This window comes from Helicobacter magdeburgensis (assembly GCF_000765825.2).
Classification (GTDB): Bacteria; Campylobacterota; Campylobacteria; order Campylobacterales; family Helicobacteraceae; genus Helicobacter_C; species Helicobacter_C magdeburgensis.
Genome location: NZ_JRPE02000014.1, coordinates 28,866 through 50,869 on the forward strand (window position 1 = coordinate 28,866; position 22,004 = coordinate 50,869).

At 37.4% G+C, this 22,004-nt stretch carries 30 protein-coding genes and 3 pseudogenes; 13 read left to right on the forward strand and 20 right to left on the reverse strand.

Features of this window, described 5'->3' with window-relative positions:
- Window positions 1-37 precede the first annotated feature (37 nt).
- Window positions 38-733: a thioredoxin domain-containing protein gene (locus LS74_RS08775; protein ID WP_034588064.1), complete on the forward strand. Its 696-nt coding sequence runs from the start codon at window positions 38-40 to the stop codon at window positions 731-733.
- Between the two features lie 57 nt (window positions 734-790).
- Here LS74_RS08775 and rmuC read toward each other — a convergent pair whose 3' ends face one another.
- From rmuC to ribA, 8 genes are read right to left on the reverse strand one after another with little or no spacing between them, the layout of a single operon-like run.
- Window positions 791-2,134, reverse strand: a complete 1,344-nt coding sequence (gene rmuC, locus LS74_RS08780) for a DNA recombination protein RmuC (RefSeq protein ID WP_034588061.1) — start codon at window positions 2,132-2,134, stop codon at window positions 791-793.
- A gap of 9 nt (window positions 2,135-2,143) precedes the next feature.
- Window positions 2,144-2,620 carry a cyclic pyranopterin monophosphate synthase MoaC gene (moaC, locus tag LS74_RS08785; protein WP_034588060.1) on the reverse strand — a complete coding sequence of 159 codons (477 nt, stop codon included), beginning with the start codon at window positions 2,618-2,620 and terminating at the stop codon, window positions 2,144-2,146.
- A 21-nt stretch (window positions 2,621-2,641) separates the two neighbouring features.
- The gene (gene mog, locus LS74_RS08790; protein WP_034588059.1) at window positions 2,642-3,172 is read right to left on the reverse strand and encodes a molybdopterin adenylyltransferase; all 531 of its coding nucleotides are present in this window, start codon (window positions 3,170-3,172) and stop codon (window positions 2,642-2,644) included.
- Window positions 3,160-3,738 (reverse strand): molybdopterin-guanine dinucleotide biosynthesis protein B, encoded by a 579-nt coding sequence (gene mobB / locus LS74_RS08795; protein WP_034588056.1) that lies wholly within the window; start codon window positions 3,736-3,738, stop codon window positions 3,160-3,162. The genes mog and mobB overlap by 13 nt, the downstream gene beginning before the upstream one ends.
- Window positions 3,729-4,223 (reverse strand): molybdopterin synthase catalytic subunit, encoded by a 495-nt coding sequence (locus LS74_RS08800; RefSeq protein WP_034588053.1) that lies wholly within the window; start codon window positions 4,221-4,223, stop codon window positions 3,729-3,731. Before LS74_RS08800 ends, mobB begins: the two co-directional genes overlap by 10 nt.
- Window positions 4,223-4,447, reverse strand: coding sequence for a MoaD/ThiS family protein (locus LS74_RS08805; RefSeq protein WP_034588051.1), 225 nt, complete (start codon window positions 4,445-4,447; stop codon window positions 4,223-4,225). The genes LS74_RS08800 and LS74_RS08805 overlap by 1 nt, the downstream gene beginning before the upstream one ends.
- Window positions 4,448-4,505: 58 nt before the next feature.
- Complete coding sequence (locus tag LS74_RS08810) at window positions 4,506-5,759, reverse strand: molybdopterin molybdotransferase MoeA (protein ID WP_034588050.1); 1,254 nt, start codon at window positions 5,757-5,759, stop codon at window positions 4,506-4,508.
- A gap of 12 nt (window positions 5,760-5,771) precedes the next feature.
- Window positions 5,772-6,356: a GTP cyclohydrolase II gene (ribA, locus tag LS74_RS08815; protein ID WP_034588046.1), complete on the reverse strand. Its 585-nt coding sequence runs from the start codon at window positions 6,354-6,356 to the stop codon at window positions 5,772-5,774.
- Between the two features lie 210 nt (window positions 6,357-6,566).
- Between ribA and LS74_RS08820 the strand changes: the two genes are divergently transcribed.
- Together LS74_RS08820 and LS74_RS08825 are read left to right on the forward strand one after the other, a co-directional pair.
- On the forward strand, window positions 6,567-8,003 hold the full coding sequence (locus tag LS74_RS08820) for a catalase (RefSeq protein WP_138129041.1): 1,437 nt from the start codon (window positions 6,567-6,569) through the stop codon (window positions 8,001-8,003).
- Window positions 8,000-8,488 (forward strand): ankyrin repeat domain-containing protein, encoded by a 489-nt coding sequence (locus tag LS74_RS08825; RefSeq protein WP_034587862.1) that lies wholly within the window; start codon window positions 8,000-8,002, stop codon window positions 8,486-8,488. The genes LS74_RS08820 and LS74_RS08825 overlap by 4 nt, the downstream gene beginning before the upstream one ends.
- A 75-nt stretch (window positions 8,489-8,563) precedes the next feature.
- Here the strand turns inward: LS74_RS08825 and LS74_RS08830 are convergent, their stop codons facing one another.
- Window positions 8,564-9,241, reverse strand: coding sequence for a DedA family protein (locus tag LS74_RS08830; protein ID WP_034587864.1), 678 nt, complete (start codon window positions 9,239-9,241; stop codon window positions 8,564-8,566).
- 147 nt (window positions 9,242-9,388) lie between these two features.
- Between LS74_RS08830 and LS74_RS08835 the strand changes: the two genes are divergently transcribed.
- The 10 genes from LS74_RS08835 to LS74_RS08880 all read left to right on the forward strand — a co-directional run bounded on the left by LS74_RS08835 (window position 9,389) and on the right by LS74_RS08880 (window position 15,674).
- Window positions 9,389-10,045, forward strand: coding sequence for a carbonic anhydrase (locus LS74_RS08835; RefSeq protein WP_034587866.1), 657 nt, complete (start codon window positions 9,389-9,391; stop codon window positions 10,043-10,045).
- On the forward strand, window positions 10,045-10,863 hold the full coding sequence (gene kdsA, locus LS74_RS08840; RefSeq protein ID WP_034587869.1) for a 3-deoxy-8-phosphooctulonate synthase: 819 nt from the start codon (window positions 10,045-10,047) through the stop codon (window positions 10,861-10,863). Before LS74_RS08835 ends, kdsA begins: the two co-directional genes overlap by 1 nt.
- Complete coding sequence (ribH, locus tag LS74_RS08845; RefSeq protein ID WP_034587872.1) at window positions 10,860-11,330, forward strand: 6,7-dimethyl-8-ribityllumazine synthase; 471 nt, start codon at window positions 10,860-10,862, stop codon at window positions 11,328-11,330. Before kdsA ends, ribH begins: the two co-directional genes overlap by 4 nt.
- A 5-nt stretch (window positions 11,331-11,335) precedes the next feature.
- Window positions 11,336-11,833 carry a transcription antitermination factor NusB gene (gene nusB, locus LS74_RS08850; protein ID WP_034587886.1) on the forward strand — a complete coding sequence of 166 codons (498 nt, stop codon included), beginning with the start codon at window positions 11,336-11,338 and terminating at the stop codon, window positions 11,831-11,833.
- Entirely contained in the window at window positions 11,830-12,537 is a 708-nt protein-coding gene (gene pyrF / locus LS74_RS08855; RefSeq protein ID WP_034587895.1) for an orotidine-5'-phosphate decarboxylase, read from the forward strand. Before nusB ends, pyrF begins: the two co-directional genes overlap by 4 nt.
- The gene (gene panC / locus LS74_RS08860) at window positions 12,524-13,351 is read left to right on the forward strand and encodes a pantoate--beta-alanine ligase (protein WP_034587897.1); all 828 of its coding nucleotides are present in this window, start codon (window positions 12,524-12,526) and stop codon (window positions 13,349-13,351) included. Before pyrF ends, panC begins: the two co-directional genes overlap by 14 nt.
- Window positions 13,352-13,358: 7 nt before the next feature.
- Window positions 13,359-14,615: an Opr family porin gene (locus LS74_RS08865; protein ID WP_034587901.1), complete on the forward strand. Its 1,257-nt coding sequence runs from the start codon at window positions 13,359-13,361 to the stop codon at window positions 14,613-14,615.
- Between the two features lie 6 nt (window positions 14,616-14,621).
- The gene (locus LS74_RS08870) at window positions 14,622-14,867 is read left to right on the forward strand and encodes a hypothetical protein (RefSeq protein ID WP_138129043.1); all 246 of its coding nucleotides are present in this window, start codon (window positions 14,622-14,624) and stop codon (window positions 14,865-14,867) included.
- Entirely contained in the window at window positions 14,857-15,099 is a 243-nt protein-coding gene (locus tag LS74_RS08875) for a hypothetical protein (protein ID WP_034587902.1), read from the forward strand. Before LS74_RS08870 ends, LS74_RS08875 begins: the two co-directional genes overlap by 11 nt.
- A 131-nt stretch (window positions 15,100-15,230) precedes the next feature.
- Window positions 15,231-15,674, forward strand: a complete 444-nt coding sequence (locus LS74_RS08880) for a hypothetical protein (RefSeq protein WP_034587903.1) — start codon at window positions 15,231-15,233, stop codon at window positions 15,672-15,674.
- Between the two features lie 71 nt (window positions 15,675-15,745).
- Here the strand turns inward: LS74_RS08880 and LS74_RS11450 are convergent, their stop codons facing one another.
- From LS74_RS11450 to LS74_RS11460, 11 genes and pseudogenes are all read right to left on the reverse strand, one after another.
- Window positions 15,746-16,213, reverse strand: coding sequence for a hypothetical protein (locus tag LS74_RS11450; protein WP_236096892.1), 468 nt, complete (start codon window positions 16,211-16,213; stop codon window positions 15,746-15,748).
- Between the two features lie 12 nt (window positions 16,214-16,225).
- Window positions 16,226-16,651 (reverse strand): annotated as a pseudogene (locus LS74_RS11730) (bacteriophage T4 gp5 trimerisation domain-containing protein); the annotation flags it as partial.
- Complete coding sequence (locus tag LS74_RS11700) at window positions 16,644-16,886, reverse strand: phage baseplate assembly protein V (protein WP_034576387.1); 243 nt, start codon at window positions 16,884-16,886, stop codon at window positions 16,644-16,646. The gene LS74_RS11700 and the pseudogene LS74_RS11730, both read right to left, overlap by 8 nt.
- Window positions 16,887-16,917: 31 nt before the next feature.
- Window positions 16,918-19,158: an N-acetylmuramoyl-L-alanine amidase family protein gene (locus tag LS74_RS08895; RefSeq protein ID WP_138129047.1), complete on the reverse strand. Its 2,241-nt coding sequence runs from the start codon at window positions 19,156-19,158 to the stop codon at window positions 16,918-16,920.
- Entirely contained in the window at window positions 19,151-19,888 is a 738-nt protein-coding gene (locus LS74_RS08900; RefSeq protein WP_034345506.1) for a hypothetical protein, read from the reverse strand. The genes LS74_RS08895 and LS74_RS08900 overlap by 8 nt, the downstream gene beginning before the upstream one ends.
- Before the next feature lie 20 nt (window positions 19,889-19,908).
- Window positions 19,909-20,073 (reverse strand): hypothetical protein, encoded by a 165-nt coding sequence (locus LS74_RS10940; RefSeq protein ID WP_004084747.1) that lies wholly within the window; start codon window positions 20,071-20,073, stop codon window positions 19,909-19,911.
- The gene (locus LS74_RS08905) at window positions 20,063-20,662 is read right to left on the reverse strand and encodes a hypothetical protein (RefSeq protein ID WP_167480478.1); all 600 of its coding nucleotides are present in this window, start codon (window positions 20,660-20,662) and stop codon (window positions 20,063-20,065) included. The genes LS74_RS10940 and LS74_RS08905 overlap by 11 nt, the downstream gene beginning before the upstream one ends.
- Window positions 20,605-20,913, reverse strand: a complete 309-nt coding sequence (locus LS74_RS08910) for a hypothetical protein (protein WP_034589323.1) — start codon at window positions 20,911-20,913, stop codon at window positions 20,605-20,607. The genes LS74_RS08905 and LS74_RS08910 overlap by 58 nt, the downstream gene beginning before the upstream one ends.
- The gene (locus tag LS74_RS11455; RefSeq protein WP_236096893.1) at window positions 20,906-21,355 is read right to left on the reverse strand and encodes a bacteriophage T4 gp5 trimerisation domain-containing protein; all 450 of its coding nucleotides are present in this window, start codon (window positions 21,353-21,355) and stop codon (window positions 20,906-20,908) included. Before LS74_RS11455 ends, LS74_RS08910 begins: the two co-directional genes overlap by 8 nt.
- 60 nt (window positions 21,356-21,415) lie before the next feature.
- Window positions 21,416-21,793: pseudogene (locus LS74_RS11735) on the reverse strand (bacteriophage T4 gp5 trimerisation domain-containing protein); the annotation flags it as partial.
- Window positions 21,786-22,004, reverse strand: a pseudogene (locus LS74_RS11460) (bacteriophage T4 gp5 trimerisation domain-containing protein); the annotation flags it as partial. The pseudogenes LS74_RS11735 and LS74_RS11460, both read right to left, overlap by 8 nt.

Below are 22,004 nucleotides of genomic sequence, written 5' to 3' on the forward strand. Positions count from 1 at the left end.
ATCGTTATAATGTGTCTTAAAAAATAAAAGGAGCAGTATGAAAACAAAATTTGCTTTAAGTGTGCTATGTGCTTTAAGTGTGGCGTATGGAGCAGCGGATAAGGCAGAGCTTCAAAAGACTTTGCAAGCTAATTCTGTGCAGGGGAATATTATCTCAAGTAGTGATTTGGGGAGTGGGCTAAGTATGGTAGTCATTGATGTGAATAATCAGCAAGTGCCATTTCTAGCGACAAATGATGGAAAATTTATCTTTCAGCCTGATGTGTTACTTATACAGGATAAGGCGGTGCAGACTAAGATTAAGGGATTCTATAAAGATGTTTATGAGAAAGAAAAAGCAAAGATTAATATTAAGTTGCAAGAAGTATTCAAAAAACAAAGTGCTAATGTTTTTCACTTTAAATCTCAAAAAAATGGGGCAAAGACGATTTATATCGTTTCTGATGCGAATTGCCCTTACTGCCAAAAGGAGTTTGCAAATTTGAATAAACGGCTAGAAGATGCTAATGTAGAGCTTTTAGTCGTTGGTTTTTTGGGTGAAGATTCTATGCTGAAGGCTGCTAATGCGTTGAAAAACAAAAGTGGCAATCAAGCTAAAGATATTGCGATGTTAGCCAAACTCTATGAGCCAAAAAGCAAAGCTACAAGTATGGATACAAAACTAGCCCAAGAGCTCACACAAGCTGTGGCTGACACGGGTGTGCGCTCTGTGCCTTATATTATTGAAGATTAAAATAAGCTTTACATTACTTGCATTATGGGAAGGCAGAGCAGATTCTAAAGCAAGATTCTAGGGCAGGGCGTTTTCATCTATCATCTCAACCCCTGCACCTTTAAGGAGCTTTTGGATACTCTCACTTTTACTTGCTATGCCTTGTGTGCCGTTGTATTTTATCATCACTTCATCGCTGAAAGTTTTTTGTAAAGTGTTGATGTTTTTGCCTAGTTTATCAAGTGTGTTTTCAAATCGCTCTATATAAACAAAAAGCTTTTGAATCTCATTAAAAATCTTATCAATATTCTTATTGCGATGTTCAAACTGCCATAGATTGTGGATAATGCGAAGCACTGCCATAATCGTCGTTGGCGAGACAAGCACCACACCCTTTTGATACGCCTTATCATACAAGCTCATATCATATTGCATAGCTTCTAAAAATGCCCCTTCAATTGGCACAAACATCAGCACAAAATCAAGCTTCTGCCCCTGCAAATATTGCTGATAATTTTTCCCACTCAAAGCATTAATATGGCTCTGCATAGAAAGGGTGAGCTCCTTTCTAGCTTGAATCCTGCCCTCTTCATTTTCCGCATTACATAATCGCTCATAGGCTATAAGCGAAGTTTTTGAATCCACCACAACGCACCGCTCCACTTCATTATGCTTTGGGAGCTTGATAATTGCATCTGGGCGGAGCAGGTTGGAGCTATCATCATACAAAGTTTGTTGAATCTCATATTCCCGTCCCTGTTGTAATCCGCTATTTTCTAGCACTCTTTGGAGTATCACCTCTCCCCAATTCCCCTGCGTTTTATTCTCGCCCTTTAAAGCATTTGTAAGATTATGTGCGTCAGTTGAAAGCTGAAGATTCAGTTTATGGAGCTGGTGAATCTGCGTCTCTAGACTTGCGTGTTGTTTAAGATTTGTCTCATAATTGAGTGAAAGCTGTTTTGTGAAACGCTGTATCTCTTCACGCAAGGGCTGGAGAGAGAGTATTTGGCTTTGATTAAAGCTTTGTGTATTTTGAGTTAGAATATCCGCACTCAAAGCCTTAAAGGCATTTTGCAATTCTTGCTTATTTTGTTCTTTTAGTCGCTCTTGCTCATTTTGTGTGTAAATAAACTGCTCTTTAAGATGCTCTAGCATTGTTTGGGAATGGGCTTTTTCTTCAAGTAGGGCGTTTTGATACATTTGCTGCATATCTTGTAGGCGTTGGCTTATTTGGGATTGTAAAATCTCTTGCTCGTTGTGTGCGTTTTGAAGTGCTAGATTTGCTTGTAATAACTGCTCTTTGTATTGCTCAAGTGTAAGATTATATGAAGATTCTAGCTTTTTAATGCGGCGTGTGTGCCATATATAAAGCCCAAAGCACACACATAGACTCATAATCCCAAAACTTAAGGCAAGATTCACGCTTTTCTCCTAGCTTTGTCTGTGAAAATCACCACTTTTGCCCCCACGCTTAGATTCAAGTTTAATCTCGCTTATACTCATAGATTTATCAATGGCTTTTAGCATATCATAGATGGTTAAAAGCCCGATACTCACACCTGTGAGCGCTTCCATTTCCACGCCCGTTTTGCCTTCACATTTCACAAGCACACCAAGCTTAATGGAGTAAGAGCTAGAATCTGGGCTGATATCAACATTCACCTTACTTAACATCAGCGGGTGGCACATAGGGATTAGCTCACTTGTTTTCTTACTCCCCATAATAGCGGCAATTATGGCGGTTTGTGTGATAGATCCCTTTTTGCCCGTGTGGTTGATGGCTGCTTCAAAGGCTTCTTTACTCATAGTGATAATGCCACTTGCATAAGCCTCTCTTTGACTTATTTCCTTTTGGCTGACATCTACCATTGTGGGGTTGTTATGTTCGTTTAAATGTGTGAGTTGCATAAGATTCCTTTTGTATTATCTTTAGGCTTTTGGGCGGAATATAGTGATATTCTCCGCATTTGCGTGAATGTATCCTGCCTCAATCAAATCAAGGCAGTAAGGCACAGCAGGAAAGACTGCTTCAAGGCATTCTTTTATACTTTTTGGTTTGCCCGGGAGATTGATAATTAAAGACTTCCCGCGTATCCCAGCACTTTGACGCGATAAAATCGCTGTGGGGACATACTGCAAACTCACACTTCGCATAAGCTCACCAAATCCGGGAAGCATTTTTTGACATACAGATTCTGTGGCTTCGGGCGTTACATCTCGTTTTGCAGGTCCTGTGCCACCTGTGGTTACAATCAAATCACAACCCTGCTTATCGCTTAAATCTTTGAGATAAGATTCTATAAGCCTTTGCTCATCAGCGATGATATGGTAGCAAAACTCGCAAGGATTAAGGATAAAGCTTGTCAGCACTTCTTGTATTGCTTTGCCCGATTCATCTTCGTAAATTCCTTGATAGGCTCTATCGCTTGAGACAAGCACACCGATTTTTATTGTTTGCATTGTGTATCCTTTGTTGTGGATTGTAAAATAAAGTTTGCAATTTGTGCCACATCATTAAGATTGAGTGTGGGGATATGGCTTGGCACGATGTTGGCATTACTCACACTCTCATCTATGGCAAAAGCGTCCGCATAGGGAATATAAGTAGATTCTACACTCTCCCTTGCAACAACAATGCGTTTAAAAGGCAGCGTTTTCAGCCCTTCAATAAAGATAAAATCATAATCTCTAAAAAGCTCCATAGTTTCATAAAAGGCTTGAATGTCAGCGGAATTTTGAGAATCTTTAGAATCTTGAAAATTTTTAGAATCTGCACCTGCATTTTTTACCTGTAAAACACTGCGTGTAGGCGAGATAAGAGCCACCGCATCAGCAGTTTGAAAGAATTTGTATGAATCTTTGCCCTGTGTGTCAAAGACTGCCTTATCCTTTGGGTCGTGTTTGAAAATGGCTACCCTTGCCCCCCTTGCCTTAAAATACTCACTTAGCTTACAAATCAGTGTCGTCTTGCCACTATTGCTTTTCCCGCTAAAAGCAAAAATAATGGGCTTAGAATCTACTTGCATAAGATTCCACTTCCTTTGAGGGCTTTGCTTCTCTCTTTGGCATAGATTCTTTTGTGATTGATAACATCATATTTCCAAATGGGTGCATTCGCCTTAAAATCATCTATCAGCTCCGCATACAGACTAAGAGCTACCTTACGATGAGATGAGATAATGCCACACATAAAAGAGCTTTTACCACAAGGCACATCGCCTATGCTGTGAGCCATACATATATAAGCCCCCATATTATGGGCTTTTTCCTGCCACGAGTTAAACCATTTCTCTAGCAATGGCTTATAAATATCAAAACTGAGTGCCTCGACACAATTATCCTCAAATACTTCCGCAGTCGGCGTTTTTGGGTTTTGAGATTTTAGATGTTGCTCTTTTCGCACAATACCACTAAAAATACTCACCGCCCCGCAATTTTTGCTTTGAGCTATTGCCTCCCATTGTGTGTAAAGCTCACCTGTTGGCAATACTCCGTGATATAAACTTAGCATTATCCACCACACACTGGAGGGAGCAAAGCTATTCTATCGCCATTATGCAATGGGTGAGATAAAGATTCAATAATCTCATCATTAACCGCCACCGCACTAATCTCAAGCCACTGCTGCAAGGCAGAATCTTTACTTAAAATCTCTTTTAGCTCTTGTAATGTGTTTGCTTCTAGCTCAACAGGGGGGATATGGCTCATCGGTCCCAAAAATTCAACTTTCACCATTAATAAACACTCCTTTTGCTTGGGATTTTACACAAGATTCTATATAAGATGCAAGTTTCTATATAAGATGATGAAGAAACATCACTTGCACCACCGCACCTTTGGGTAAATCACTGCCATTTTCTTCTAAAATCGCAAGGGCAGTGTTGTGGGTGAGATTATTCACCATTGAGCTTTGCAGGGATTTTTTCTTTGCAAAACTCACACTGAGTTTGCCATTATGTGAAAACACTTCACACGCACGAAATTCTAATCTGGAATCGCTGCGTTTGCACTCTTCAAGCAAAGTCGCTTCAAATGTTGCTTCAGTATGTGGGGGCTTGTGGATTCTATTTTGCAAACGAGCAAGCAAAGATGTGCCAAAAAGTAAAAAAGTTACAGCACAGGAATTTGGAAAGCCCGGCAGCCCTAGAATCAGCGTTTTATTAGCCACACCAAAGGCAACAGGCTTGCCCGGCTTCAATCTCACACCTTTAAAATGAATCTGGCTAAGTTCTTGCATTATCTCTTGTGTGTAGTCATAATCACCAGCACTCATACCGCCGGTGGTAAGGAACATATCGCATTCCTTTAACGCCTGAATGTAAGCAGTTTTTATCATCTCTTTATCATCTTTGATGATGGGATAGATGATAGGCTCTTGCCCCATTTGCAAAAGCAGAGATTCTAAAAGATGCGTATTCACACTCCGCACAACATTTTGATGTGGGCTATCCTGCCCCACTTCAATGATTTCATCGCCCACGCATAAGATTCCAACTTTTGCCTTTTGATACACTTGCACAAAGCTTTGATTAAGCTCTGCTAACAAGCCTACTTCAAATGCACCGATTTTATCGCCCTTATGGAGCAAAATCTCATTTTCTTTGTAATTATCGCCAACTTGGCGTATCCATTGGGATTTGCGAATAGAATCTAGCGGGGCATTGAGAAATATTTTATCATCTTTATGCGTGATATGCTCTACAATGACAAGTGTATCAGCATTAAGTGGCATTACAGAGCCGGTGAATGTTTTTATCGCGTGGGCTTTTTGGAGCGTTGGGCGGGTAGGATTCCCAGCTTTATTTGGTGGCAGGATAGTAAGTCCTTGCGTGGAGAGTAGCTCTAAGTCTTCAAACATAATCGCATAGCCGTCCATCGCAGCGGTAGGGTAGGCTGGGACATTGCAAGGGGCTTTTACATCTTGGGCTAAGATTCTATTTAGGGCATTTTTAAAATGCACTTGCTGTGTGCCAAGCGGTTCTATGGGGATTGAATCTAGGATATGCAAGGCTTCTTTGTAGCTGATAAGTTTAGGATAGTTTGCCATTTTCCATAATCCTTAGAGTAGATGTCCAAGCTTTTGTTTTTTAACTTCAAGGTAAGCTTTATTATGCGGATTACAAGGGGTGATAATGCTATGTCGCACAACCTTTGCATAAGGCTCTAAGGCGTGAATCTTGCGTGGATTGTTGGTAAGAAGATTAATCTCTGTAATGTTAAAATGCTTAAAAATCTCGCCTACAATCTCATAGCTTCGCATATCGCCTTCAAAGCCAAGCTTTTGATTTGCCTCCACTGTGTCATAGCCCATATCTTGCAAGGCGTAAGCATTAATCTTATTGAATAGCCCTATCCCTCGCCCCTCTTGACGCAAGTAAATCAGCATACCGCCCTCTTCACTTTGAGCGATTTTCTCCATTGCTAAAGCTAATTCATTACCACAATCGCATTTTTGTGAGCCAAAGACATCACCAGTTAGGCATTCAGAGTGGATTCTCACTAGGGGAGTTTTGCTAAGATTCTGTGTAAAAACGACAAGATGTTCTTTTATCGTAGAATCTGCAAGATATTCGCGAAAACTGATTGTGAGAAAATCCCCAAAACGCGTTGGGAGCTTAGCTTGATTGGAAATATCATATTTCATTATTTATTATCCTTTTTTATTCTTTGTATTGATAGAATTGTAACACTTTCATATTTTACAAAAAGTAGGGCTGGATTGTAGAATAAATTGTTAAATTTGCAAAGAAATAAGGAATGAAATATAAAAATAAATAATAATTATTATCCATTAGTAATCCATTGTTAGAATGCAAATTCGTAAGTTTTTACAATCACAAAAAAGGAGAACACAATGAGCAAAAAACTCACAACAGCCACAGGCACGCCAATAGGCGATAATCAAAATTCCATCACAGCAGGCAGCAGAGGTCCTACACTCTTGCAAGACACTTGGCTTTTAGAGAAGTTAGCGCATTTTGATAGAGAGAGGATTCCAGAGCGTGTGGTGCATGCTAAAGGTAGTGCGGCGTATGGCGAGCTTACAATCACTAATGATATAAGCGCGTATTCAAAGGCAGATATTTTTAGCCAAGTAGGCAAGAAAACAAAGGCGTTTTTGCGGTTTTCTACCGTTGCAGGTGAGAGGGGTGCAGCAGATGCGGAGCGAGATGTGCGTGGATTTGCCCTAAAGTTTTACACAAATGGAGGGAATTGGGATATTGTAGGCAACAATACGCCTGTGTTTTTTATCAAAGATGCGGTGAAATTCCCAGACTTTATCCATACGCAAAAACGAGATCCTAAGACAAACTTGCGTTCTGCCACAGCGGCGTGGGACTTTTGGAGCTTGCATCCTGAATCATTGCATCAAGTAACAATCCTTATGAGTGATAGAGGGATTCCACGCAGTTATCGCGAAATGCACGGGTTTGGCAGCCATACTTATAGCTTTATCAATAGCAAAAATGAGCGATTTTGGGTGAAATTCCACTTTAAATCTATGCAAGGCATTCACAATCTCACAAATGCAGAAGCTGAAGCGATTGTGGCAAAAGATAGAGAATCACACCAAAAAGACTTGTTTGAAAACATTGAAAAAGGCAATTTCCCTAAGTGGAGATTCTGTGTGCAGATAATGCCAGAGAAAGACGCAGCAACTTATAAGGTCAATCCCTTTGATTTGACAAAAGTGTGGAGTCATAAGGACTATCCGCTCATTGAAGTAGGCATTTTAGAGCTTAATAAAAATCCAGAAAACTACTTTGCTGAAGTGGAGCAAGCCGCCTTTAACCCAGCAAATATTGTCCCGGGCGTTGGGTATAGCCCTGATAAAATGCTACAAGGCAGACTCTTTAGCTATGGTGATACGCAGCGATATAGACTAGGGATTAACCACTCTCAACTTCCTGTCAATGCACCTATCGCCCCTGTGAGCAACACACATAGAGATGGTTATATGCAAAGGGGGAGCTTTGGCGGGGAGCGAAACTACAATCCAAGTGCGTTTAATGACTATGCAGAAGATTGTAATGCCATTGAGCCGCCACTACATATCCAAGAAGGCAGCGTAATGGATAGATACAATCACAGAGATGATGATAGCGACTATTACAGCCAAGCAGGGGATTTGTATCGGTTAATGAATGCCGAGCAAAAAGAAGCGTTGTGTCAAAATATCAAAGAAGCAATGGAAGGCGTGCCAGTAGAGATACAAAAACGCCAAGTTGAGCATTTCACAAAGGCAGATCCAGTATATGGAAAAAGAGTAGCGGAGCTTTTGGGGCTATGAAAAACATTATGATAAGCATTGAAGAAGAGCAGAAATTAGAAGAATTATGTCAATATGCTTTTGAGTGTGCAAGGAGTGATGATACGCACACTCTTAAGATATTGCTAGATTCTGGTTTAAATGTGAATCTTGCTAATCAAGATGGCAACACTCTACTTATGTTAGCGGCATATAATGGTAACCTTAACGCTACACGCCTTTTGCTACAAAGGGGTGCAGATGCCAATAAGCTCAATGATAAGGCATTAAGCCCATTAGCGGGTGTGTGCTTTAAGGGGTATTATGAGATTGCTACTTTGCTTGTAGAATATGGTGCAGATGTGCAAAGCAAAAATGCTATGGGTTTAAGCCCTATGAATTGTGCTTTGATGTTTGGGAGAAAGGAATTTGTTAAACTTTTTGCTAAGCATACAGGGGGCAAACTCAAACTCAATGGATGGCAAAAGTTTTGTGCGTGGCTGTATGGGGTTAGGTTTGCAAAGTGAGCCTATCCCTATTAGAATCCCAAAGCAAAGCTCAAAGCCCATACATATAACCTTCACTATCTCACACAAGCACAATCATTTTCTTTTTGCTTTCCAATACAATATATATCCGCCCACACAGATAATCACAAAGCCTAGTGTGTAAAGCCCTGCTTGTTTGACAAGCCCTTTAAGCTCTAGCTCTTGTGGGCTTGGTGTGCGTGAAGTAAAGGCGTGGATAATAGAATCTACACTTATGCCTGTGTCAAAAAGCACTCCAGCATAATAGCCGATGATGGTTAGGATAATCACCCAAATACCCGCACCCAAAGAGGTGTAAAGGCAAAATTTTGCCAGATTCATTTTGGCTAGTCCAGCGGGTAAGGAGATGTATTGTCTTACAACGGTGATTAATCGCCCTATAAATGTGCTGATAGGTCCGTGCTTTGTGAAAAAATCTTCCATTTTCTGCATAGTAGATTCAGTGAAAAAGAAATATTTGCCATAGCGGATAAGAAAATCTCTTCCAAATTTTAACGCCAAGTAGTAGTTAAACAACGCTCCAGCTAAAGAGCCTAAAATCCCGCAAAGCACAGCGATGATAGCATTCATCTCGCCTGTATAAACCAAATATCCAGCAGGTATCATCACCACTTCGGAGGGGAAGGGAAAGAAGCTAGATTCTAAAAACATCATAAGGAAAATCCCAACATACCCAAGTGTGCCTACAATCTCAACAATACCGCCTATAATACTGCCAAGTATCTCGCCCATTTTTGCTCCCTTAAATTAAAGTTATCAAATCAAATTGCATTGTGATTATTTTAGTTTGATATAATGCCATAATTTTTTTACAGAATCTAGCCAATGCTAAGTGTTTATTAAGACTAGGCACAAGAAGTGTAATGCTAAAGGAGAGGAATGAAGGAGCTGTTTCAAGGGGCGGTGAAGTTTAGAGAGGAGGATTTCAACGAGCATAAAGAGCTGTATGAGAGCCTTAAAAAACACCAAGAGCCACATACGCTTCTTATCACCTGCACAGATTCACGCGTTGTGCCAAATTTGATTACAAACTCTTTGCCCGGGGATTTATTCGTTATACGCAATATGGGGAATCTTGTGCCACCATATTTGGGGAAAAACAAAGGCATACGCGATGGGTATTTAGCAACAACTTCTGCCATAGAATATGCTTTGGTGGTTTTGGGTATTAAGAATGTCATTATTTGCGGACATAGTGATTGTGGGGCTTGTTCGGCGATTTATGAGCCACCAGAGAAGCTTGAGAATGCACCCTATGTTCAAAAATGGATAGAGCTTTTAGAGCCGGTAAAACAAAAGGTAGATGCCCTAAAGCCAAATTCCAAAGCAAAACGCACTTGGCTTATGGAGCAGATGAATATAGAGCATCAGCTTGAAAACTTAATGACCTATCCTTTCGTGGAGGAGCGGTTTGATAGGGGGGATTTAAATGTGTATGGGTGGTATTACATTATAGAAACAGGTGAAATTTTAAACTATAATATGATAAAGCGAGAGTTTAAGACAATAAATCAAATTAAAAAGGAGAGTGTATAATGGAGCGTATGATAATAATGAGCGGACCTTGTGTGATTGAAAGCGTTGAGGGGCTAAATGCCGTGGCTGAAGCTTTAAAGCCTTTAGCGGAGAATCCACAGATTGACTTTTATTTCAAAGCGAGTTTTGATAAGGCAAATCGCACGAGTTTAGAATCTTATCGCGGACCGGGCTTAGAAAAGGGATTGGCGATGCTAGAAGAGATTAAAACTAAGTTTGGCTACAAGATTCTTACAGATATACACGAGAGCTATCAAGCAGAGGCGATTGCTGAAGTAGCGGATATTATACAGATTCCAGCGTTTTTGTGTCGGCAGACGGATTTGATTGTAGCGGTTGCAAAGACGGATTGTATTGTGAATATCAAAAAAGGGCAGTTTATGAATCCTGCAGATATGCAACATAGTGTGCTAAAAGCCATTAAAACGCGTGGAGGCTCACAAGCGACTTATGAACAAGCAAAGGAATATGGAATCTGGCTCACAGAGCGGGGCAGTAGCTTTGGCTATGGGAATCTCGTGGTAGATATGCGTTCATTAGTGATTATGCGGACTTTTGCACCTGTGATTTTTGATGCGACACATAGTGTGCAAATGCCCGGGGCAGCTGGTGGCAAAAGTGGTGGGGATAGCTCATTTGTGCCTTATCTTGCTAGGGCGGCTGCGGCAGTTGGCGTTGATGGCTTTTTTATGGAGACACATCTCAACCCCAAAGAAGCATTAAGTGATGGACCAAATATGGTGCAGACAAATGCCTTGCTTCCGCTCATAGATGAGCTACAAAAGATTACTAATCTCACACAAAAGGAGTGCAAATGAATGTGATAGAGGGCAAACTACAACTTATGGGGAGTGAAAAAATCGCCATTATCAGCTCTAGATTCAATCATCTTATTACCGATAGGCTAGTTGAGGGGGCAAAGGACTGCTTTTTACGACACGGAGGCAAGGAAGATTTACTTGATTTAATCCTTGTGCCCGGGGCGTATGAGATTCCGTTTGCATTACAAAAGGTGCTTTCCCAAGGTGAATATGATGGAATCTGCTGTCTTGGTGCGGTGATTCGCGGCTCAACACCACATTTTGATTATGTTTCGGCTGAAGCGACAAAGGGCATTGCTAATGTTACGCTTAAATATGGAGCACCTGTAACCTTTGGCGTTTTAACCACAGATAGCATTGAGCAAGCCATTGAACGAGCAGGGACTAAGGCAGGAAATAAAGGCTTTGAATCTATGGCAGGGCTTATTGAGCTTGTGAATCTGTATAGAAAAATCGGGGCTTAAGACTTATGGCTACTCGCACGCAGGCACGAGAGGCGGTTATTGGAATGCTGTATGCCTATGACTTGGGGAATAAGGATATTTTAGACATTGCGCGTTCTATGTTTGAAGAGAAAAAGATTAAAAATAAGCAACAGGATTTTGCGTTTTTGCTTTTGCAAGGTGCGATTACAAATCTACAAAGCATTGATGAAGCGATTATCCCTTATCTTAAGGAGTGGGATTTCTCTAGGCTTGGTGGAATGGAAAAGGCAGTCTTGCGACTTGGGGCGTATGAGATTCTCTATACTGACACAGATTCTCCCGTGGTGATTAATGAAGCTATTGAGCTTGGCAAGATGTATGGTGGAGAGGATAATACACCGCGTTTTTTAAATGGTGTGCTTGATGCGTTGAGTAAGGCTCATAGGCAAACGAGCAAGGAAGCACAAGATTCTAAAATAGAATCTACAAGTTTAGATTCTCTCTCACAAAATGTGAATAAAGATAAAGGCAGGGATAAATGAAGCTCTGTATCGCCCTTGATAATGAAAATTTGCAAGAAAATCTTTGCTTGTTAGAATCTTTAAATACCCTTTCATCATCACAAAAGCAAGATATTTGGCTAAAAGTTGGGCTAAGAAGCTTTATCCGCGATGGGATAGGCGGGATAGAATCTATTAAAAAATATGGTGCGTATAAAATCTTTTTAGATTTGAAGCTCTATGATATTCCAAACACAATGCTTGATGCGATTATTGAAGTCCAAAAGCTTGGCGTTGATATGCTGACAATCCACACAAGCTGTGGGTTAAGGGCTATGAAAGAAATCGCTAGATTAAAAGAAAAGTATCAAATGCCCCTTATCATTGGTGTAAGTGCTTTGACAAGCTTTGATAATGATGAGTTTATGGAGGTGTATAATGCCCCTGTATTTTCTCATACACTTAAACTTGCGAGTTTAGCCTACAAGGCGGGGATTGATGGTGTGGTGTGTTCTACTTATGAAAGTTTAGCTATTAAGCAACGCACAGATTCTAGCTTCCTTACTATCACACCAGCAATCCGCCCATTTGGGGAAAATGCGGGGGATCAAAAGCGTGTGGCAACATTGCGTGATGCGTTAGATTGCAAAAGTGATTTTGCCGTGATTGGACGCCCTATTTATAAGGCAGATAAGCCCATAGAAGTGGTGCAAGATATTTTAAAGGCGATGAATGGAAGTGTGTAGAGATAGGCAGTCTTTGCGGGAGTTTCGCAGTAGGCTAGAGGGTAGTGTAGGCTTTGTGGCGACTATGGGGGCATTGCATAAAGGACATTCAAGCTTGATTGAAAAGTCATTACAGGAAAATAAGCATACAATCGTATCTATATTTGTAAATCCTACGCAATTTGGGGAGAATGAAGACTTTGGGAGCTACCCTCGCACTTTGGAAGCTGACTTGGCATTATGTGAAAAAGCAGGGGTGAGTGCGGTATTTGCTCCAAGTGTGGAAGATATGTATAGCACAGATGAAATTACTTTTAATCCCCCAAGAAATATGGGCTATATTTTAGAGGGCTTTGATAGACCGACACATTTTGCTGGGGTTATTGCTGTGGTGCTAAAGCTTTTTATGTTGGTTCAGCCACATAAAGCATATTTTGGGCAAAAGGACGCACAGCAGGTGCTGATTTTACAAAAAATGGTGCGAGATTTGTTTTTGAATCTTGAGATTGTGCCTTGTGAGATTGTGCGTGATGATGATGGCTTGGCTCTAAGCTCACGCAATATTTATTTGAGCCAAAAGGAGCGAGAGACTGCTCTGTGTATCCCACGCACGATTGCTTTAGTGAAAAATGAAATTGACAATGGCGAAGTAAAAGTGGATAAGCTTAAAGCCCTTGCGTTAGAATCTTTAACACAGAGTGGAACTACACTTTTTTATGCGGATTTTTTCAATAGAGAGCTTAAACCCATTGCAATGATAGAAAAGCAAAAAAGTATTTTTTTAATCGCACTTAGAGTTGGCAAAACGCGTTTATTAGATAACCTTTGGATATAGGAAAAATATGAAAAAAATAGTTTTAGCTGCAATGCTTTGCGGTAGTGTATGGGGGTATGCGTGGGGGTATGATAGTATTGATGAAGCCTTAGAAAATGGAGTTTCAAGCGGTGATATTACCCTATATGGCAATTACACAAATGGCACAAAAAATCAAGGTGGCAATAAAGGCAAAAATGACTTTAGTGAATCTGGCTATATGGTAGGCAGTGTGGGCTTAGCCTATCACTCGGCATTTTATAAATATTTGCGTGTGGCGGTGAGCTTTAGGGCAGTTGGTGTTTTATATGAACACGATGAAGATTCTATCTGGGGAGCTGGGAATCTTACAAATAATCCAAATCGCTATGGCAAGGGCGATGCGTCTAGGGATTTTTATATGAATGATCGCACGATGCTAGGGCAAAGCTATCTAGAATATTTTGATGGTAATACGAGCATTAAGGCTGGGCGTATTTTTGCAGATTCTGAATGGGCAGATAGGCTTGTAGATGGGCTGTGGCTGCGGAATCGCTCCTTGCCAAATGCACTGATTGAAGGCTTGTGGGTAAAAAATAGTGGCTATGTGCAGTATAATAAAATGACAGGCTTTTATGATGTGAATCCACACAATAGCCTTGGGCTGACACAGGCGAGTTTTAAATACCATATCGGCGAAGTAATGAGTGTGAAATTCTATGGCATTGCTAATCCAAGTATGTTTTATGCCACAGGTGTGAAAGCCTCTGCACGATATGAAGCTTCAAAGTCTTATATCGGTTTGAGCGGACATTTTGCCACGAGCTTTGAGCAAACCTATGGCGTGCAAAAAGGCAAGGAGGGCAATGGCTACAACACGGATGTGAAAGTTTATGTAGGTGTGAAAGATATGGCAGAAGTGAGCGGAGGCTATATCGGCAGTGGAAGCAATATCGGCTGGGGGTCTCTCAATACGCTTGGCAATAGTGTCAGTCCATTTTTTATGTGGGGTGGGAGAGCCTTGCTTGAAGGCGTAGATGCGAATGTATGGTATGGCAAGGTGATGTTTGCTATTGATAGAGTGAGTTTTGCGGTGGTGTATGGTAGCACGAAGTTTAGGGGAATGTCTATGGTAAATGAGCCGCTAAAGCCTTATGATAGGGTGAATGAAGTGAATTTCTTGCTTGATTTTGGATTTACAGAGCATTTTAGCGGGATTATTAATGTCCTTAATACCCACGGTGGCTCACAGCGATATTATCCACATATGACAAATGTGAATCTGGGTATGAAATTGGCATTTTAGAATCTAGTGTTTGATGTTTTACCTATGTTTGAGAAAAAAGTTTTTTTAGATTCTGCTTTAATCTTACTAAAACAAACAAAGGAGCAACCAAATATGTGGATAGTATTTTTTGCAATAGCAGTCTTTGGATTAGTTATAGGCTCTTATATCTATGGCTATTATCAAACTCGTGACACCTATGTAAGAAAACATAGAGATCTTACAGAAGCTGAAAAGTTAGCTATTAGAGAAATGGAGAGAAATGGTAGGTAAAGCTACATCGTGTTTTAATATCATATATCAGCAAGATATACAAAAGCAACACAAACGAGTTAAAGAAGGTTCATATCAGTTTGGCTCTCTACTTTTTATGGTTTATGAGAGTATGGAAATTCAAGCAAAAGATAGACTTGCTAAGATGATTACTGAAAGAGATAATACATACAAGGAAATCTTTGCAGAGTTTTTAAAGCAATATCAGCAAAGAGCTGTTACGCATTCTTAGTTAGTAGTGCTTATACATACAGAGTTGTTTGTGGATGAGAGCAAAGACATCTTAAAGCTTATTTGAAAAGGGTTTTAGGATTCTGCTATAATCCCCCTAAATAAAATAAAAAACATAGAAAGGAGCTAAAAATGGGTTTTGGAGATTTTGCAATGGGATACTTAGTAGGACAGGGTTTTAGTGGTCCAAATCATATTCCAGATGGTAATACACCTTATAGTGAATGGAGTAGCCAAGCTAAAAAGGATTGGGACAAGAAGTGTGATGAGGCATATTGGAGAGCGTGGGATAAGACGTGTAAGGAGGGAACAATAAACGAATTGAAAAATGTCCAAACAGCAGGTATCCAAACAGCAAAGGTTTTGGGAACGACAAAAGAGAGATTAATTTCTGCTATTGAAAGTGGAGAAATAAAAATAGTCTCAATTATTGAACCTAATGTTGTTGCGGAAATACCAACAAAAATAATTTGGACTGATGCTAGTAGAGAAGAAGCACAAAGGGATGAGTATAAACAATATCTAAATGAGGTTATGGATTTAATCGGTAAATATCAACATCGCGTTATACCCTAAGTTATCTTGCTAATTTTTTGGTGCAAAGCAAAAGTATTTCCTCAAATTCATAGCAACCACTTTGGTAGCTGTTATGGTGTGCTTTGTAGCCCCTTTGTTACTTCCCCGCCTTTTACTACAAGTCCATTAGAATCTATAACTACTTCTATGCCACCAGCTTTAAGGATTATTGTATCACTTGTAGCAGAAATAGAAGTTTCATTAATTTGTAAATTAATAGTGTTGCCCGCATTGATAGCATAATCACTTGTTGTTTCTAGTGAAATATTATCGGCTATAAATGTGGCATTAGAATCTGTTTCAAATCCCATAGAGGCATTAGAAGTAAAGAGTAGATTTCCTTTAGCTCTTAGTGTAGCTTCATTAGTAGATTCTATATTGATAGAATCTTGGACTTGTAAGTTGTATTGTTTTTCTACCACTTCCACACTATTCCCCTTTACATTCTTACTAGAATCCCCCTGTATAGATTCTGTATAATTGCCCTGTATCTCCACCCTCTTATCCCCCCCAATAGATTCACTACTATCCTTAGCCACTCTTAGTTTATTACTAGCTCCTACATTTAGAGTATTACTTAATCCTACTATGGTATCTTTACTTAGTGCTACATTAGTAAGATATTCTGCTCCAACTCTTACATCTTTTAAACCTAATACTTCTTGCTTATGATATTTAGTAATAGATTCTGTGTAACTTCCTTTTACTTTAGAATCTTTATTGTTTTGTATAGTTTGAGAGAAATTATGTTTTATATATTCATTATAGTCTTTTTGTGCTCTTACATAGATTTCTTCATTATCTTTTATATTTGATAGGGTAAGTTCATTATAACCTTGTTCAATGATGTTTGCTGTGTTTGAATGCTCTGTTTGTGATGAATCTGCTTGGTTTAGTGAATCTATTGGTACAATTTTATTAATTATGTTATGCTTAATAAATTTGTTAATGCTTATAAATCTGATATGTTCAAGAATTTGTTGTAGCTGTTGTTTGTGTTAAGCTTGTTGGTTTTGATGAATTTGTTTGGCTTATTAAGCTTCTTATATTTGTTAAGTTTATTGTTCTACTTGATAAGGAAGTCTTATGGGAATCTAGGGGATTATGTATTAGGCTAGGATTAGTTGTATTATATAAACTTCCAGATATAAATGGCTTATCTATATCATTATCTAAGAAAGAGATTATGACTTCATCTCCAATTCTAGGCAATGCAAAAAACCACTGCTATTACTTGCGAATATTATTTATTGTTTTTACGGAGATAGTTACTAATAGCTAAGAATAATTTATTAGCTATTGCTTTTCTTTGAGTTTTATTATTTAATCTCGCTTTGTCGTCATCATTGCTTATAAAGCCAAGTGTTACAAGCACTGAAGCCACATTGACAAATTTTGTAAGATAGAGATTAGATTTGTTTTCAAAGTAAGTATTATTTGTTACAGGATATATTTCTTTTAGGTGCTTAATAAATCTTTTTTCTTGTTCTGCATATGCTTTATCATTGTAAAAACACCGCATTCCACTAGCACTCTTTGTCGCTTCACTATCAATATGAAGTGATAGAAAGAGTAAATTCTTACTTTGTGTGTTTTGTTTTATGGCATTAACTTTCCTTACCCTCTCATCCAAACCTATTATCTCATCACTATTTTTTTGTAATTTTATAAGAGTTGCTATATTTTTTAGTCTAGCCTCTATCATTTGGATAATATCATAAACTATATCCACCCTTTTCATACTATTTTGTTCGTATTCTAATGGTATTGCACCACTATTACCTAAGTCTAAAATCACAATAGGTTTATGAATAAATAATGCCTTAAAGAAAGGTGTTTTTTCTTGTTTATCAAAGTAAGCAAAGAATATAACTATTTTCTCTCGCCAACTCTCTCTTATCTCATACTTATTATTCCCACTATTCCCCAGATTCTTTAGTCCTAGCATTGCTCTGTTTGCAATAGTGATATTGCTTGTTTTCTCATCTATATTGCTATCAGTTATATCAAATACCATATAAGCATATTTGATATATTGTCTAAACCTTGTATCCTTGAGATTATGTGTAGGGATTAGTTCTATAGTATCTTTGTAGATATTTGCTTTGAGATTAGATACCTCATATTCATATTCAAGGCTTAGTTTTGAACCATTAAAGCTAAAATAAGCTTGTAAGAGTTTTAATTCTTTTGTGCTTTTATGTTTCTTTTGTATATTTGTAAAGCTTTCATATTGACTAAGACTTAATTCAAAGTTACTTTCATCAAAGTTATCTCTATCAGTAATAAAGCTTAATTTATCTATAGTATCTTCTTTCCCTACATAGACATTATGCACTATAAGCTTTCCGTTATTATCACTTTTGCCTTTAGCTACCACTCTTTTAAATCTATGATTATAAATATATATTGTTGTATTTCCTAGGAGATTCCCACTTATACCATTATGGCATTTCTCTATCTCTATAGTAAGAGGTATAGAATCTGCTATGGGTTTTATGTGTAATTGTTTAGATTCTATCTTATTTGTTTCTTTAGATTCTGCTTCTTTAGAATATCTGTCTTTAAAATCTTTATCTTTCAAATCTTGCTTGGAATCTAACTCTTTAACCTGCAATGTGTCATAGAACTCTTTATCTCTATCCAAGTAATTAGGAAAGCTTTGCATAAGCATAATAGTTTTAAAATAACTACTCTTAAGATTACTTGCTTCTTTACAGAGTTCTTCAGATTCTGCTTCTGTAAGTTCTCTTAGCTCTATATAGTGATTGCGTATAAGATAATCATTGATTCTATCAATCTTTAGTTTGTATTCTTTTTCTAATCTCTCTATCTCTGCATTATGGGCTTTATCCTTTTCTAGTTGTTTGTCTTCGTCTGCAAACATATAATCATTAACCATTCCAGCTATTAATGCTCCTGCTACTGCACCTATTATTGTGCCTACAATAGGTGCAGTAGAACCAACTGCTGCACCTGTGGCTGCTCCTGTGGCAATGCGAGTTAGGAGAGATACGCCTGTTTTGACTGCAATATTTGAAGCTACCCTTGAAGTAGCAAGTCTAGTGGCACTGCTTGAGGCGAGTTTGCTAGTTTGGTTAAGGGTGTGTTTTGTAGCATTTTCAATTATTTTGTTGCCTAGTTTGTTGTCAATAATCTTGTCTGCAAAGATTCCGCTTGCAACACTAATTCCTGCTTCTTTTAATCCTCTCTCACCAGATTTCCCCTCTATTATTGCTTGTAAAAAACTTAATAATCCTCCATTCATTTTAATATTTATTCTTGCTGATTTTTGCCCCCATTGTCCTATATTCTCTTGTTTGGCATATTGATTAAATTTATAGATTGTATAACCCTCTCCTATTGCAAAAGCATAAGGTGCTATATCTCCAGCTATTCCTAAATCTCTCCTATCAATAGGAATCTTTTCAAAGTGATTGCAATAACATTCTAAACCTTTATAAATATTTTTATTTTCAATCATTGTTTCTTTTTTCCTCTCTTAGTTTGTCTATCTCTTTGAAGTATGAAATTTCATTTTTGATGAAGGTATCATTTTTAATCTTTGAATATTGTTTTTCATCTAAGTTTAGTAGATATTGTGTTATGTATGGCTCAAAGATTACATTTAATTTATTAGCTAATTCATCTGTAGTATTATCATAGGATAAATTTGATTCATCAATTCGAAATTCGTTATTTTGTAAAAAAAATGTAAGACATAAATCTTTTGTTAATTTTGGGCTTGAAGGATTAGTGGGAAGTCTCGAGGAATGAGCGTAAAAACTTCCTAGCTGAAGCATTGCTTTTTTGCCAATATATTTTTCAATAATAAGATAATTGTTAGTAATATATAGTCTTTTAAAATTAAATAGTCCTAAGATTTCTGATAAAAAAACATAATATATAGCCAGCACGAATAAAATTAAAAATAGTCCTCGAAATCCATTAAGTGGAGATGCTGTCCAAAATATTGTATAGGTGATAATAGAACATACTATAATGCTAATTATAAGGAAATAGATACGATATATTTTATTCCCAATATGAAAACTTCTCTTCATCTCCCACACAATCTCATCACCATTAGAATCTAGTTTTCTATTTTCTTGAGTTTTAGAATCTAACTTCTTAGATTCTGTGTTATTGTTGTTTGCTGTATTATTGCTTACTGCATTGTTATAAAATTGTGTATTGCTATGAATTTCACCCATATTATTTTTCCTTACTCACTTTATTCTAAATATTTATCAAGTTTATAACTTGTATAACTTTCTCCTATTGCCACTCCATAGGTCGCTGTAACTCCAGCCATTCCTAACTTTCTCCTATAAATTGGAATCTTTTCAAACTCATTGCAATAACATTCTAAGCCTTTATAGATATTTTTATTTTCCATTGCCTTTTTCCTTTCTCATCTTATCTATCCTATCAAAATCAATCTTTGAGCCTATAATCTCTGGGTGTTCTTGTATTGATATTTTTTCATAGTCATCTTGGCCTATATTGGCAAGATATAATTCAATTTTTGGAATCATTATTTGTTCTAGTAAATTAAAATTCGTGGATTTTAGCGGATTTATGCTCGGTAATATAAAATTATACAATTCTTTTTGCTGTTGAAAATTGATAATAGAAACAAAGCTAAAACAACCAACACTGTCCAAAATAATCGGAGATGGTTCACCTGTCAATCTTATATAAAAACTTCCAAGTGGAATCATTATATTTTTGTTGAACAATCTTTCAATGACAAGATAGTCCTTGGTAGCATATATTTTTTTAATATTAAGTGTTTTATAAAAAAAATCACAAAATATCCCAATAATTGCTAACACACCAATGACAAATATCAGAAAAGTTGCAAATCCCAAACTATATTTTAAGGGAAGCAATGTGAAAACAAAAAGCACTGCCAATAAAACAATAATCAAGATTCCCCAACTCCATAGAGCATTGAATATATTAATTTTTTTTCCAACTCCCAAATCATCTCATCACCATTAGAATCTAGCTTTATGTTATCTTTGTTTTTGGTTTCGTTGTTTTTAGTGTCGTTGGGTTTTTTAGATTCTAAATAATTAGATTTTAGTGTGCTAGATTCTAGCATTGTAGATTCTATGTTTATAGAAGTTTGTTTTATAGAATCTCGCTTTATAGATTCTGTGGGTTTTGCCTCATTGTTATATTTTAACATTGTGGGATTTATATTTTCTTGGTTGTTGGATTCTCTACTCACTCTTAACCTCTCCACCTTTTACTACTAAACCATTGGAATTTATAACTACTTCAACTCCACCTGCTTTTAAGATTATTTTATCACCCGAAATCGTTATAGTGGTTTCACCTACTTTGCATGTAATTTCATTTCCTGCCTGTATGGAGCAATCGCTTTGTAATTCTAGTGTAGTATTGTCGGCTTGAAGTGAATATTGTTCTTCTATATTATGTTGCATCGATTTGGCATTAGTGGCAAGATTTTCTTTGACATTGGTAGAGAAGTTTTGCTGAATATGAAGAAACATTTCTCGTTGAATATTCTGTGTCAAACTTCCCTCAATATGCTCTTGCTTCTCTCCTTTCACAATTTGATGTAAATCCCTACCAACACTACTAGAAAAATTATTATTTATCTCTATTGTTTTATCTCCCCCAACATACTCACTACTATCCTTAGCCACTCTTAGTTTATTACTAGCTCCTACATTTAGAGTATTACTTAATCCTACTATGGTATCTTTACTTAGTGCTACATTAGTAAGATATTCTCCTCCAACTCTTACATCTTTTAAACCTAATACTTCTTGCTTATGATATTTAGTAATAGATTCTGTGTAACTTCCTTTTACTTTAGAATCTTTATTGTTTTGTATAGTTTGAGAGAAATTATGTTTTATATATTCATTATAGTCTTTTTGTGCTCTTACATAGATTTCTTCATTATCTTTTATATTTGATAGGGTAAGTTCATTATAACCTTGTTCAATGATGTTTGCTGTGTTTGAATGCTCTGTTTGTGATGAATCTGCTTGGTTTAGTGAATCTATTGGTACAATTTTATTAATTATGTTATGCTTAATAAATTTGTTAATGCTTATAAATCTGATATGTTCAAGAATTTGTTGTAGCTGTTGTTTGTGTTAAGCTTGTTGGTTTTGATGAATTTGTTTGGCTTATTAAGCTTCTTATATTTGTTAAGTTTATTGTTCTACTTGATAAGGAAGTCTTATGGGAATCTAGGGGATTATGTATTAGGCTAGGATTAGTTGTATTATATAAACTTCCAGATATAAATGGCTTATCTATATCATTATCTAAGAAAGAGATTAT

Coding starts and splice junctions, on each gene's coding strand:
- LS74_RS08865 (WP_034587901.1), top strand. CDS start 13,359: ATGAAAAAAATAGTTTTAGCTGCAATGCTTTGCGGTAGTGTATGGGGG.
- mog (WP_034588059.1), bottom strand. CDS start 3,172: ATGCAAACAATAAAAATCGGTGTGCTTGTCTCAAGCGATAGAGCCTAT.
- LS74_RS08900 (WP_034345506.1), bottom strand. CDS start 19,888: ATGGGTGAAATTCATAGCAATACACAATTTTATAACAATGCAGTAAGC.
- ribH (WP_034587872.1), top strand. CDS start 10,860: ATGAATGTGATAGAGGGCAAACTACAACTTATGGGGAGTGAAAAAATC.
- pyrF (WP_034587895.1), top strand. CDS start 11,830: ATGAAGCTCTGTATCGCCCTTGATAATGAAAATTTGCAAGAAAATCTT.
- panC (WP_034587897.1), top strand. CDS start 12,524: ATGGAAGTGTGTAGAGATAGGCAGTCTTTGCGGGAGTTTCGCAGTAGG.
- LS74_RS08800 (WP_034588053.1), bottom strand. CDS start 4,223: ATGCTAAGTTTATATCACGGAGTATTGCCAACAGGTGAGCTTTACACA.
- LS74_RS08810 (WP_034588050.1), bottom strand. CDS start 5,759: ATGGCAAACTATCCTAAACTTATCAGCTACAAAGAAGCCTTGCATATC.
- mobB (WP_034588056.1), bottom strand. CDS start 3,738: ATGCAAGTAGATTCTAAGCCCATTATTTTTGCTTTTAGCGGGAAAAGC.
- LS74_RS08880 (WP_034587903.1), top strand. CDS start 15,231: ATGGGTTTTGGAGATTTTGCAATGGGATACTTAGTAGGACAGGGTTTT.
- moaC (WP_034588060.1), bottom strand. CDS start 2,620: ATGCAACTCACACATTTAAACGAACATAACAACCCCACAATGGTAGAT.
- kdsA (WP_034587869.1), top strand. CDS start 10,045: ATGGAGCGTATGATAATAATGAGCGGACCTTGTGTGATTGAAAGCGTT.
- nusB (WP_034587886.1), top strand. CDS start 11,336: ATGGCTACTCGCACGCAGGCACGAGAGGCGGTTATTGGAATGCTGTAT.
- LS74_RS08875 (WP_034587902.1), top strand. CDS start 14,857: ATGGTAGGTAAAGCTACATCGTGTTTTAATATCATATATCAGCAAGAT.
- LS74_RS08775 (WP_034588064.1), top strand. CDS start 38: ATGAAAACAAAATTTGCTTTAAGTGTGCTATGTGCTTTAAGTGTGGCG.
- LS74_RS08835 (WP_034587866.1), top strand. CDS start 9,389: ATGAAGGAGCTGTTTCAAGGGGCGGTGAAGTTTAGAGAGGAGGATTTC.
- ribA (WP_034588046.1), bottom strand. CDS start 6,356: ATGAAATATGATATTTCCAATCAAGCTAAGCTCCCAACGCGTTTTGGG.
- LS74_RS08820 (WP_138129041.1), top strand. CDS start 6,567: ATGAGCAAAAAACTCACAACAGCCACAGGCACGCCAATAGGCGATAAT.
- LS74_RS10940 (WP_004084747.1), bottom strand. CDS start 20,073: ATGGAAAATAAAAATATCTATAAAGGCTTAGAATGTTATTGCAATGAG.
- LS74_RS08825 (WP_034587862.1), top strand. CDS start 8,000: ATGAAAAACATTATGATAAGCATTGAAGAAGAGCAGAAATTAGAAGAA.
- LS74_RS08830 (WP_034587864.1), bottom strand. CDS start 9,241: ATGGGCGAGATACTTGGCAGTATTATAGGCGGTATTGTTGAGATTGTA.
- LS74_RS08805 (WP_034588051.1), bottom strand. CDS start 4,447: ATGGTGAAAGTTGAATTTTTGGGACCGATGAGCCATATCCCCCCTGTT.
- LS74_RS08895 (WP_138129047.1), bottom strand. CDS start 19,158: ATGATTGAAAATAAAAATATTTATAAAGGTTTAGAATGTTATTGCAAT.